This is a genomic window from Roseburia sp. 831b, assembly GCF_001940165.2.
Classification (GTDB): domain Bacteria; phylum Bacillota; class Clostridia; order Lachnospirales; family Lachnospiraceae; genus Roseburia.
Genome location: NZ_CP135162.1, coordinates 2,760,018 through 2,771,853, shown reverse-complemented (window position 1 = coordinate 2,771,853; position 11,836 = coordinate 2,760,018). Strand labels below are relative to the sequence as shown.

Here is an 11,836-nt window from a genome sequence, read left to right as displayed (position 1 = left end):
AATCTATGGGATAATACAAGTAAGAGAAAGAAATGGAGTAATTATGATACAAGAATATTTAGGATTTGACTCAGACTATATCATATTAGGGTTAGCAGGATTTGCACTGATTGTATTTATCTTATACCTTGTAAATATTATTCAGATGCATAAGTTAAAAAAGAATTATAAGATTTTCATGAGTGGAAAAAATGCCAAGACATTAGAGGATACAATCAAAGAAAGATTTGAACAGGTTGACACCTTAATCTCAGAAAACGAACAAAATGAAAAAGACATTGAGATTCTTTCCAAGGCAATGAATACAACCTACCAGAAGATGGGCTTGGTAAAATACGATGCGTTCAATGAAATGGGTGGAAAATTAAGTTTTTCCCTTGCAATGTTAAATGCAAAAGAAGATGGATTTATCATCAATGCAATGCATACAAGAGAAGGCTGCTATACCTATATTAAAGAAATTGTAGATGGAAATTCCATCATTGTGTTATCCGAGGAAGAACAGGAAGCACTGAATATGGCAAAAGGAATCCAAGAAACTGCAAAATAAATAAGGGGAGTTTAGAACACATGCAGATAAAGCTGGTCAATCAATTGAGGGGAAACGAGGTATTAGCTGAAACAGTTTTTACTGAGGAACATTTGATTCTAATTCCAAAAGGAACAGAGTTGAAACCGGAATATATCGAGTTGCTGTCAACACTTGGTGTAGAAACGGTTGCCATTGAAGATCCTTATGAAAAAGAGGAAACACCTCATTTTTTCATAAGTGAAGAGCAGAGAACTCATTATATTGAGGAAACTCGAAAAATTCTGGAAAGTCACATTTACAGTGGAACAGATTCCTTGCAAAAGTTAGATGCGTTTGCAAAAGATATCATAACTGATTTAAAGAAATTAAATGCAGAACAAGTGTTCGATTATAAAACCAGAAATGCAAATTTATATGAACATACAGTGATGGTTGCAGTATTAGCTGTAACCATTGCAAAAATCCTTTCACTAGATGAGAACAGCTTACATGAGATTACAATTGGTGCATTGCTCCATGACATTGGGTTGCGTTATATTACGGTTCCATACCTAAATTGTGCAGATGCGGAACGAAGTGCGGCGGAGTTGTTTGAATATAAGAAACACACAATTCTTGGTTTTTCAGCGCTGGAGGCAGAAAGCTGGCTGCCAGACCTTTCCCGTAAAATGGTATTGTCGCATCATGAGAGAATGGATGGTTCCGGTTTTCCATTGAAACAAAAAAGGCAGGATATTGGCTGCCGCATTTTACAGGTGTGCGATGCTTTTGATTGCATGATTACAGGGATGGAATGTAAAAGAGTAGAAATTCCAGACGCACTTGCCCTACTGGAAAAAGAAAAAGGCAAAAAGTATGATGCTGAGATTGTAACTATTTTAGAACACATTGTGGCACATTATCCGGTTGGAACAGAGATTGTAAAAGAGGATGGAAGCACTTTTGTGGTGATAGAACAGACATTGGATGCAGCAAGACCTCGATTACTGGAAATAAAAGAGCCGCAGAAATAAATGTTTTAAATTGCAAAATAGATAGAGATATAATATAATAAGAATACATTTTGTGACAAAACGAATCTTAGAAGGAGAATGAGATTGCATAAGTTTTTAAGAGCGATTGGATTTTCAAATCTGAATAAAAAAGAATTAGACAATATCATAGCAGACATTATTGAACATCCAACCGTTTTGAAAGTTGCAGAAGATTCGGAAGGAAATGAGTTTGCAGAGATGTCAAAAGAATATGGAGAGTTCATGGGAATCTCTTTACGTGGAACTTATCGTGAGGATGACCGTTTCGAAGTGGATTACTATTACCCATATTTTTGCGGAAAACAGATTTCAACCAGGGAAAAAGTTGAGATTGAGAAACATGCAGAAAAGGAATCTTATGCCGGAGTATGTGATGAAGTAAGAATTGGTGTGACATTAATTTTTTACTTGCAGAATATTGTAGATTATTTCGCAGAGAAGAAATATTCTTTATCACTTCATCCACAAAATGGTGTGATTCTTGCAGCGTTATCCACAGATGGCAAGATTTTACTTCCGATTAACAAACCGGAGAATAAGAATCGTCACCAGAATGGAGGTACAAGAGACAGAAATTGTCTGATTGCAGCCGCAAGAGAAGGGGATGAAGATGCGATTGAGAATCTGACCCTTGAAGATATGGATACTTATTCCATGTTGTCCCGCCGGGTGGCTCATGAGGATGTCTTAAGTATTGTAGAATCTTATTTTATGCCATACGGAATAGAGAGCGATCAATATTCCATTTTGGGTGAAATTATGGATGTTTCACTCGTTCAGAACCAGGTTACATTAGAAAATATCTATTGTCTGGATATTTTATGTAGTGATATATCGTTTAGTGTGTGTATCAACCAGAAAGATTTGTTGGGAGAGCCACAGGTAGGCAGACGTTTTAAAGGAAATATCTGGATGCAAGGCAGCATCAACTACCAAGACTAATCGAAAAATAAAAAAGTCCTGAAAAGGACACTTGTTCTCTTAGTTAAATGGATATAACAAGCGCCTCCTAAGCGCTAGTTGTGGGTTCGATTCCCGCAGGGAACATTAATTTTTGCAACAATGGTAGTAAATTCATTGTTGCATTTTTTGTATAAAAAGGCATTGACGGAGTCAGAAAGTCAAAAAATATAGGACTAGGAGGAGATAAAAATGTTATATATTATGAGGCATGGAAAAACCGAATGGAATGCATTACATAAATTACAGGGAAGAACGGATATACCTTTGAATGATGAGGGAAAGCGAATGGCGAGACAGGCTTGTGAAAAATATAAGGAATTAAACATAGATGTGTGTTATTGCTCTCCTTTAGTCAGAGCTGTAGAAACAGCACAAATTGTGTTAAAAAATAGAAAAATTCCTATAATAGAGGATAAACGTTTGAGTGAAATGAGTTTTGGTAAATATGAGGGGATTGAAAATAGCCTTGCAATTCCGGATTGTCCAATTAATGTGATATTTAATCAGCCGGAGAAATACATAGAATCTGTGGGTGGGGCAGAAACATTTGAACAATTATTTGCAAGAACGGGTTCATTTCTTAAGGAGGTAGTAGAGCCACAGATACAAGCGGGAAAAGATATTCTTATTGTGGGACACGGTGCAATGAATTCAGCTATTATATGTCAAGTTAAAAAATTACCGATTGAGGAATTTTGGAGTGCCGGGATTGAGCAGTGTAAGATTATAAAATTAATTTAGAGGGTGTGTAATAACCGTTATTTTTAGTATATCGGGGAAATTGGCAAAGGCAATTAATGTGGCGTTTATTGAAAATTCAGAATTCTTTGTCAACTTTGATAGAGTTATTGTGTACTATAATAATGATTAAAAAAATAGCAACATCCGACCTTACACACGCTATAATATAGGTAATCTAATAAGAAAACAAGTGTTATCATTACCGCATATTGAGCTCGAATGGTAGCCATAAATATGAATTTGCAGGCACGGAATGGATGAACCCTCAGAGAACATTCAAAAAATGAGAAAGAATACGGACAGTGGAAAGAGTCATATGTGAGAATACTTACCTATGACTCTTCCTATTTTTACAAATTTCGCAAAATATCGGCAAAAACGAGTCGAGGATAGCCAAAAAAAACATCGACATCCGACTTCATACACGTTATAATATAGATAGTCTAATAGGAAAAACGTATGAAAAATACGACATAAATAAATGTAAGAAGTCACGGAAGACATTAAATTACAAGGGGGTATTCATTATGGGTAAGGAAAATCCAGTGACACCACAGCCGCACAAAGATACGAATCGAGTAAAAATTATTTTTTCGACATTGATTGCATGTCTGTTACTTTTGTTGGAATTGTATGAGATGGTAAATGATTCCAGGAATTTTATTGTGATAGGCGTTCTTGCGGTAATTATGCTACTTGCAGTTTATATGATAGTAGTAGCAGTTTTAAAAGAGAATCAGAAGACAATGGCACGGCGCGAAGAACAGTACGAGAATATTTTTAAATCTGGGAAAGCGACCTATCTGGTTTTAAGAAAATCTTTTGATGAGCTTCAGACAAGAGTGAATTCACTTGAAAAGAATCTGATGCTTCCTGCGGATGACATTGTTTCTGCACAGAAGGGAATCGCCAAAGTCACAATTAACCGTAGTAAAGAGAATACAGATGCCTTAATGAATTCAAATGACAAGTTGATGGAACGTGTGCTTTCATTTGAAAATGCATTAGAAGGAAATAATGATGAGCTGCTCCAGAGACAGAAGGAAGTCATTGACAGTGCGAATAAAGATTTGTTACTGAAACAGCAGGAGATTTTATCCAGCTTAAAAGAAATGGAACTCAGTATTCGGAATCAGACATTAGAGGCTGTATCGAATATCTCAATTCCACAGCCACAGATTGTAATGCCGGAATCGGTAGTGACACCTGCATCTGCCGCTGTAAATGAGGCAAATACACCTACGGATGAAGTTGTAACAGAAGAGACTCCATTAGAAGAGACACCGCTGGAAGAAACAACGTTAGAGGATGTTTCATTAGAAGAAACTCCGCTTGCAGATAATTCGTTGGATGAGATGAATTTAGAAGAGCCGGAGGTTCTTGATACAGCATCTGAGGATGTTATTCCAGAGGTTGGATTGGAGGAAGAGCCACAGTTAGGTTTTGATGATACACCGGGCTTAGAGGATACACCAAGCTTAGAGGATACGCCGGTGCTGGATGATACACCAGGTTTGGACGACACACCTGGATTTGACGATACATTAGGTTTTGATGACACGCCAATTGCAGAAGAGCCGGCAGTAGTGGAAGAAGCACCAGTGGTCGAGGAAGCACCAGTAGTGGAAGACACACCAGTGGTTGAGGAAACACCAGTAGTGGAAGACACACCAGCAGTCGAGGAAACGCCGGTTGCCGATAATCCAAATAAGATTATGACGCCGGACGAGATAGCAGCGTTGATTGCAAATACAACTGCAACGGATAGTCCGAAGATGGAAGAGCCAAAGCCGGTTGAGGAGCCAAAACCAGCGGCACCAGATCTTTCAGATCCGAATAAAATTATGTCACCAGACGAGATAGCAGCATTGATTGCAAGTATCTAAGGTGTGAAAAAAGGTTGTGAAACATTTGTTTCACAACCTTTTTGTAGTTTAAGAAATACATTGCAAGTAATAAAACAACTACAAAATTAGTTGATAGGATGTGCAGCAATGTATTTCAGAATCTGGATGGATGTCTCCATGCCTTCTACTGTAATATGCTCGTAAGGACCATGGAAGCCATATCCGCCTGCACCGAGGTTTGGACAAGGAAGTCCCATAAAGCTTAAACGTGCACCATCGGTACCACCACGTACCGGGCGGGAGAGTGGATCTAAACCAACGCTTTGAATGGCATCTTTTGCAAGTTTAACGACTTCTGGATGCTGTTCGATAATCTCTAACATATTCAGATAGGATTCTGTAATGGTAAGCGTTACAGTACCAGCTCCGTATTTCTCGTTCATTGCTTTTTCCAAGGAACGCAATGTCTCAAGTCTTGCTTCAAAAGAAGTTTTGTCATGGTCACGTACAATGTAAGAGAGTGTTGCAGATGCAACATCACCGGACATATCCGTCAAATGATAGAATCCTTCATGACCTTCTGTATGGGCTGGTGTCTCTTTTTCCGGAAGGGAAGCAGCGATTTCACAGCCGACAAGTGCAGCGTTTAACATGATATCTTTTGCCTCGCCTGGATGTACATTGACACCTTTTAAGGAAAAGACAGCGCTTGCAGCGTTGAAGTTTTCATAAGCAACTTCGCCTTCGTAATCGCCATCTACGGTGTAAGCAAAATCAGCTTTAAAATAATCTAAATCAAAGTGGTCTGCGCCAGCACCAATCTCTTCGTCCGGTGTAAAACCAACCCAGATATCTCCATGAGGAAGATTCTGTTCTTTGATTTCTTCTACGGCAGACAAAATAACAGCAATACCGGCCTTATCATCGGCGCCAAGTAAGGTGGTTCCGTCTGTTGTGATTAAGGTGCGTCCTTTTAAGGAAGTAAGGGTAGGAAAATCGGATACTTTTAACATCGTATTTGCCCCTTTTAAAAGAACATCACCACCGTCGTACTGTTCGATAATCTGAGGTTTTACATGTTCCCCGCAGAAGTCAGGTGCGGTATCCATGTGTGCGATAAATCCGACTGCTTTTGCCTTTTCCATGCCGTCTGTTGCAGGTAAAAGACCATATAAATAACACTGGTCGGTAAGTTTTACTTTTTCCAATCCTAAAGCAATCATTTCCTGTTCTAATTCTTTTGCAAGATCAAACTGTCTCTTGGTGGATGGTACGGTCTGGCTGTCTTCGTCAGAGGTCGTCCAATAAGAAACATATTTTAAAAATCGTTCTTTTACGTTCATTTGCGGTCTCCCTTTCTATTTTATTGTGAAATACTCACACTACTACCAAGATAGCACAAATTTTTATGAAATAAAATAAAAAATAATAAAAAATATGTTGCATTTCTTAAAAAAATATTATATAATAACGTTTGTGTTCACAAGATACGCGCCACTAGCTCAGCTGGCAGAGCACCTGACTCTTAATCAGGGTGTCCAGGGTTCGAACCCCTGGTGGCGCATTATAAAAGCACTGTTTTTGCGACAAAGTGGTCGTGGGGGCGGTGTTTTTTTCTGTTCTGGGATAAAAATCGAGAACATTCTTTCTTTTCAAAAACATTTCTTATATACTTATTTATAGTAAAGTAAGTCCAGGTTCGGGCAAAAATCAATTGAAACCCCAATTATATGCAAAATCATAGTGGAATCCATTAAAAAATGTAGGAGGAAGGTATCTTATGAGATTACTAATTAAGCAGCGTGTTTTTTCATGGACAGATTCTTATGATATTTACGATGAAAATGGAAATGTACGTTATTTTGTGAAAGCGGAGCTTATTGCATTGGGCCACCAGCTTCATGTTTATGATGCAAACCAGAATGAAATTGGAATGATTAAACAGAAACTGTTGACATTCTTGCCTGCTTTTGAGATTGAGATAGGCGGAAGAACCGTTGGCAAGATACAAAAGGAGTTTTCCTTTTTTAAACCGAGGTATGAGATTGATTGTAATGGCTGGCGCGTTGAGGGAGACTTCTTAGGTTGGGACTATGATGTGTATTCTGGGTGCAGCTCCATTATTCATATTTCCAAGGAATTGCTGCATTTTGGGGATACTTATGTGATTGATATTGCAAATCCGGAGGATGAACTCATGGGCATGATGCTTGTCATTGCGATTGATGCGGCGAATTGTTCGCAGGGAGATTGATTCTTATAGAAGGAAGCGTTATATGATGTTTTGAAGAATTTGTTTTTTATTAAATTTTTTATTATTATTATTTAAAGTAACGGAATGAATGATAATACGGAACATAATTTGTACGATTTTTTTATTAAAAACAGGGTTTTATGTCATTTATTCCGTAACTTTTAGTGTTGAAATGTCATCTATTCCGTTACTTTGGTATTTGATATGTAAATTATTCCGTTACTTTTTGTCAAAATTTATAGAAGGATGGCTATTATTGATATGTAAATATATATATTAGTAGCGTATAAAATCAAGTGATAGTAGGTATTTTCTTATGGAGAAATTTATGCAAAATACAAAAAGGCTATAATGATATAGAATCAGAAAAAGTGTGGCAAGTGCATTTATAATTTTTAAGGAAAATTATTAATATGAAGAGAGATAAAGATAAGATGATGGATGAAACATATGTTGATATGTTATCTACCAAACTTCAGGAGGCAGAAGAAAGAGCTGAAAAAGAAGGATGGATTGACGCAGAAGATTTAGAAAAGGAACTTCTAACTTAAAAAAGGTGCTGAACGATTTTTTCGTTCAGCACCTTTTGCTTTTTCTACTAATTTATCGATTCGCAATCAACTTGCAGATTGGATTTCCTTTGGAAGAGAATTTCTCTTCATATTCTGTCATGATGTTTCCCTCATTCAGGACCGGGTCGTGATGGAGGTCACGGGTGGATGCAACTAAGTTCCAGCCAGCTTCCGGGATTTCTTCTAAAGAGAAAGTGAATAAATCCTGGTTGTCTGTTTTGAATTCTACGCGGCCATCTTTGGCAAGAATCTGATTATAACGTGCAAAGAATTCACGTGAGGTAAGTCGTCTTTTGGCATGGCGGTCCTTTGGCCAAGGATCAGAAAAGTTCAGATAAATGCGGGCTACTTCCTCAGGGGCAAAGACATCCGGTAAGGTTGCGGCATCGATGCAAAGAAAACGAAGATTTGGAAGAGGGGTAAGCTCCATCTTCTGGACGGCACGGTAAAGTACGCTGGTATAACGCTCGATTCCGATGTAATTAATGTCCGGGTTAGCAGCTGCAAGATCCATGATAAAGCGACCTTTTCCCATGCCGACTTCGATGTGAAGCGGCTGGCTGGAAGGAAAAACAGACTGCCAGTTCCCTTTTAAACTTTCTGGATTTTTGATACAATATTCGCTATTTTCAATGGCCTCATCGGCACCTTTAATATTTCGTAATCGCATTGGAAAACTCCTACTATTTATTTACAAGGGATAAGAAAAAACGGTAGCTTATCCACTGCATGAGGTTATTTTACAATAAAATTGTGGATAAAAAAAGCATTTTTCTTTAATTTGGTGAAAAGTTGTTGCAACAGAAAAACCATGCGTTTATACTTATAGATAGCCGTGCAGGCAGAAAAGTCTCTGAAAATAGAAGTTGAGGATAGAAGATTGAAAAAGATACATTGGAAAAGAATAACAGGAATAGTGTTGGCAGCGTTTTGTCTTTTGACAAGCTTTCCACAGAAGGTTGAGGCTGCTAAGTATTGGCCGGAGGGGCCGACGATTGACACACCATCGGCAATTGTGATGGAGGTATCCACAGGAACGGTTTTATATGAAAAAAATGCAGACCAGCAGCTATATCCGGCAAGTATTACGAAGATTATGACAACCTTGCTTGCTATTGAAAATTGTAGCATGGATGAGATTGTCACATTCTCAAAGGAAGCCGTATATAAGAATGAAGGTGATACGTCCCATATTTCGCGTGATGTTGGCGAAGAGATGACCGTGGAACAATGTTTGTATGGAATTATGTTAGCCTCTGCGAATGAGTGTGCGTGGGCGATTGCAGAGCACGTGGGCGGTACGGAAGAGCATTTTGTTGAGATGATGAATGAAAAAGCAAAAGAGCTTGGCTGTACCAACACGCATTTTAACAATCCAAACGGTCTGCCAGATGAGCAGCATTATACCTCGGCAAGAGATATGGCGCTGATTTCGCAGGCGGCATATAAAAATGAGACGTTCCGGATTATTACAGGAACAGCCCGTTATACGATTCCACCGACAAATAAACATTCCGATCCAACACCATTACAGAATCACAATGAGATGCTGTATCCTTGGAAATATACACAGTTTAAATACGAATATTGTACGGGTGGTAAGACCGGTTTTACAAAGGTGGCAAACAGCACACTTGTTACCTATGCAGAGAAAGACGGAATGACGCTGGTATGCGTCGTGATGAACACGATTTCCCCGGCGCATTGGCTAGACAGTACCACGCTGTTTGATTATTGTTTTGATAATTTCCAGATGTGGAACATCGCAGATAATGAAAACCGATATGAGAATGAGGTGAACCAGAATGTTGGTTCCCTGAATGACTATCCGGCGTATGCACAGATTGACCAGGATGCTCAGATTGTACTTCCAAAAACGGCAGAGTTTCAGGATACCACCGTTGAGGTGAATCAGGATAATACCATCGATAAGGTGGTGGGAGAGCTAAGTTACACTTATATGGGACGCCAGGTCGGAAAAGCGGACATTGTCGTGACGGATACCGATGTCAAAACGTTTGATTTTGACAATGTAGAAGATGCGGAAAAGAAAACACTTCATATCAATCCGCTCATCGTAATTCTAATTTTGTTAGGTGTGTTAGCACTTGTTGTAATCTTTTTTGTAGCAAGACGTGCGGCAGACAATTTTTATATCATGCGGCATAATATTGAAGTTCGTAAATATAGCAAAAAGCAAAAGAGAAAAAAGAAAAAAAGTAACTTAAGCTTCCGTTCAAAGAGAAGATAAAAGAAAAAAGTAACTTGAGCTTCCGTTCAAAGAGAAACTAAAAGACAAGAACAAAAAGAAAAGTCAAATTAAGATAACAAATATAACAAAAACGACAATATCAAATCAAAGATATTGTCGTTTTTATTATATAAGACACTAAGAAAATTACGCAAAATTATCTGAAAACAATGTAAATTATAGTAATTAACAACACATTTTTAGAAAGATAATTATACGAAACCAGAAAGACAGCCAACAAAATAGCGAAAGAAAACCTACATCACAAGATTCTCAAGCACAGCCAAAAGCTCTTTTTCCCTTTTGGTATACAAGAGTAATCCATTGTTACAGTTCGTAATGGTCACAATCAAATCACCGGCCAGAGGGGATTGCGATAACAGTTCTGTGAGATAAGGACAAAGAGCGGCGTCCGCTTTTAGAAGAACCGGAACACAATCGGTTAAGGAAAACACACCGGCATCTGCCTTTTTCAAGGTGGCAGAAAGCTCCTTTTCCTGTGCAAACTGTTCCTTGGATTTATTGACAATAAAATAACCTTTTTCATCACGCGGCATATCCAAGGTTTTTACAGCGCGCTGAACCTGTTTGGTGAGCGCCTCGGACGCAGGATAGAGAGACTCGAAGTAGCTCATAAAATCGGAGGCACTTCTAAAGTGTGCATTCGTTCCATTTTCTGCAATCTCAGCAAAAAGAATCCGTTTAATGACATCCTCACAGGTTTTGCGGGATGGATTTTTTCGTAAAGAAGCATATTCTTCCATAGTATAAGTCCTTTCTTTGATGCGACATAAACGACAAGAAAAAATGTCTAAATTCAGTTTACGACATAATTTGGAGCATCACAAGTGGAATTTGTAAAATATCTGACATAATAGAAAAATATAGATAAAATGAAAGAATATGAAGTGAGAATGAAAAAGTTTTCAGTAGTTCAATCTGAAATTGACAACGAATTGTGATTACGATATAGTAAAAATATACCACAAATGATAGTATGGAGCGGAAAAAAATGAATACTACGAATGGAGAAATGGAGAAGCCAGATGTAACGCTGGACAAAATCAAAACGTTTATACGCCAAAAAGGCGGAATTATCAAAAAGGAACAGATAAAAGAGCTTGGTGTCGATTATCGGAAAATACTTTCCTATGTAGAAAAGGGAGAATTGATTCGTGTAAAAAACGGTTATTATGCGGTGACGTTCGACGATTTTTCTGAGGAAGAGCTGATAGCCATGCTGTTTCCGGATGGAGTTCTTTGCCTGGAGAGCGCCCTGTTTTTCTATGGCTATACGTCAAAAAAGCCGTATGGATGGAAAATTGCGGTAGATAAGAACACGTCGAAATCCCGTTTTAAGCTGGATTACCCACAGGTGACACCTTTTTACACAGAGCCAGAGGTGCTTCAACTTGGCGTCACAACCATTAAGCTCGGAGATAAGAAAATGAAAATCTACGAGCGTGAGAGACTTGTGTGTGACTGTTTAAAATATGAGGACAAAATGGATCGGGAAATCTGGAAGGAAGGACTTCTTTCCTACATTCAGGACACGGACAAGGACGTGGAAAAACTGATGCGCTATGCAAGGGAGCGGAAAGTGTTAAAGAAGGTACAGACAATGATTGGAGTGTGGCTATAA

Annotated in this window: 12 protein-coding genes and 2 tRNA genes; 11 read left to right on the top strand and 3 right to left on the bottom strand. The window is 38.4% G+C overall.

The features are described 5' to 3' along the window. Positions 1-43: 43 nt before the first annotated feature. The 6 genes from BIV16_RS12810 (at position 44) to BIV16_RS12785 (ending at position 5,156) form a co-directional block, all read left to right on the top strand. Entirely contained in the window at positions 44-550 is a 507-nt protein-coding gene (locus BIV16_RS12810) for a DUF4446 family protein (protein ID WP_075680491.1), read from the top strand. 20 nt (positions 551-570) lie between these two features. After that, on the top strand, positions 571-1,545 hold the full coding sequence (locus BIV16_RS12805) for an HD-GYP domain-containing protein (protein WP_083625194.1): 975 nt from the start codon (positions 571-573) through the stop codon (positions 1,543-1,545). 84 nt (positions 1,546-1,629) lie between these two features. Then, the gene (locus tag BIV16_RS12800; RefSeq protein ID WP_075680490.1) at positions 1,630-2,508 is read left to right on the top strand and encodes a DUF3881 family protein; all 879 of its coding nucleotides are present in this window, start codon (positions 1,630-1,632) and stop codon (positions 2,506-2,508) included. Between the two features lie 33 nt (positions 2,509-2,541). Beyond that, positions 2,542-2,613 (top strand) — tRNA-Arg (locus BIV16_RS12795). A gap of 105 nt (positions 2,614-2,718) precedes the next feature. Then, positions 2,719-3,270, top strand: coding sequence for a histidine phosphatase family protein (locus tag BIV16_RS12790; RefSeq protein ID WP_075680489.1), 552 nt, complete (start codon positions 2,719-2,721; stop codon positions 3,268-3,270). A 527-nt stretch (positions 3,271-3,797) separates the two neighbouring features. Then, positions 3,798-5,156 carry a hypothetical protein gene (locus BIV16_RS12785; RefSeq protein ID WP_075680488.1) on the top strand — a complete coding sequence of 453 codons (1,359 nt, stop codon included), beginning with the start codon at positions 3,798-3,800 and terminating at the stop codon, positions 5,154-5,156. A gap of 86 nt (positions 5,157-5,242) precedes the next feature. Here the strand turns inward: BIV16_RS12785 and pepT are convergent, their stop codons facing one another. Then, on the bottom strand, positions 5,243-6,460 hold the full coding sequence (gene pepT / locus BIV16_RS12780; protein ID WP_075680487.1) for a peptidase T: 1,218 nt from the start codon (positions 6,458-6,460) through the stop codon (positions 5,243-5,245). Between the two features lie 148 nt (positions 6,461-6,608). Between pepT and BIV16_RS12775 the strand changes: the two genes are divergently transcribed. The 3 genes from BIV16_RS12775 (at position 6,609) to BIV16_RS12765 (ending at position 7,922) form a co-directional block, all read left to right on the top strand. Beyond that, a tRNA-Lys gene (locus BIV16_RS12775) sits at positions 6,609-6,681 on the top strand. 216 nt (positions 6,682-6,897) lie between these two features. After that, entirely contained in the window at positions 6,898-7,371 is a 474-nt protein-coding gene (locus BIV16_RS12770) for an LURP-one-related/scramblase family protein (RefSeq protein WP_075680486.1), read from the top strand. Positions 7,372-7,784: 413 nt separating this feature from the next. Then, the gene (locus tag BIV16_RS12765) at positions 7,785-7,922 is read left to right on the top strand and encodes a hypothetical protein (protein WP_159435935.1); all 138 of its coding nucleotides are present in this window, start codon (positions 7,785-7,787) and stop codon (positions 7,920-7,922) included. Positions 7,923-7,974: 52 nt separating this feature from the next. On the opposite strand, the gene trmB is transcribed toward BIV16_RS12765, so the two are convergent. Then, entirely contained in the window at positions 7,975-8,613 is a 639-nt protein-coding gene (gene trmB, locus BIV16_RS12760) for a tRNA (guanosine(46)-N7)-methyltransferase TrmB (protein ID WP_075680485.1), read from the bottom strand. A gap of 246 nt (positions 8,614-8,859) precedes the next feature. On the opposite strand from trmB, the gene BIV16_RS12755 reads away from it, so the two are divergent. Further along, complete coding sequence (locus BIV16_RS12755) at positions 8,860-10,194, top strand: D-alanyl-D-alanine carboxypeptidase family protein (RefSeq protein ID WP_242940375.1); 1,335 nt, start codon at positions 8,860-8,862, stop codon at positions 10,192-10,194. A gap of 257 nt (positions 10,195-10,451) precedes the next feature. Here BIV16_RS12755 and BIV16_RS12750 read toward each other — a convergent pair whose 3' ends face one another. Next, on the bottom strand, positions 10,452-10,958 hold the full coding sequence (locus tag BIV16_RS12750; protein WP_075680484.1) for a hypothetical protein: 507 nt from the start codon (positions 10,956-10,958) through the stop codon (positions 10,452-10,454). Between the two features lie 248 nt (positions 10,959-11,206). On the opposite strand from BIV16_RS12750, the gene BIV16_RS12745 reads away from it, so the two are divergent. Then, the gene (locus BIV16_RS12745) at positions 11,207-11,836 is read left to right on the top strand and encodes a type IV toxin-antitoxin system AbiEi family antitoxin domain-containing protein (RefSeq protein ID WP_173664551.1); all 630 of its coding nucleotides are present in this window, start codon (positions 11,207-11,209) and stop codon (positions 11,834-11,836) included.

Excerpts from the sequence above, each read along its gene's own strand:
- BIV16_RS12810 (WP_075680491.1), top strand. The coding sequence starts at position 44 with ATGATACAAGAATATTTAGGATTTGACTCAGACTATATCATATTAGGG.
- BIV16_RS12805 (WP_083625194.1), top strand. The coding sequence starts at position 571 with ATGCAGATAAAGCTGGTCAATCAATTGAGGGGAAACGAGGTATTAGCT.
- BIV16_RS12790 (WP_075680489.1), top strand. The coding sequence starts at position 2,719 with ATGTTATATATTATGAGGCATGGAAAAACCGAATGGAATGCATTACAT.
- BIV16_RS12785 (WP_075680488.1), top strand. The coding sequence starts at position 3,798 with ATGGGTAAGGAAAATCCAGTGACACCACAGCCGCACAAAGATACGAAT.
- pepT (WP_075680487.1), bottom strand. The coding sequence starts at position 6,460 with ATGAACGTAAAAGAACGATTTTTAAAATATGTTTCTTATTGGACGACC.
- BIV16_RS12770 (WP_075680486.1), top strand. The coding sequence starts at position 6,898 with ATGAGATTACTAATTAAGCAGCGTGTTTTTTCATGGACAGATTCTTAT.
- BIV16_RS12765 (WP_159435935.1), top strand. The coding sequence starts at position 7,785 with ATGAAGAGAGATAAAGATAAGATGATGGATGAAACATATGTTGATATG.
- trmB (WP_075680485.1), bottom strand. The coding sequence starts at position 8,613 with ATGCGATTACGAAATATTAAAGGTGCCGATGAGGCCATTGAAAATAGC.
- BIV16_RS12750 (WP_075680484.1), bottom strand. The coding sequence starts at position 10,958 with ATGGAAGAATATGCTTCTTTACGAAAAAATCCATCCCGCAAAACCTGT.
- BIV16_RS12745 (WP_173664551.1), top strand. The coding sequence starts at position 11,207 with ATGAATACTACGAATGGAGAAATGGAGAAGCCAGATGTAACGCTGGAC.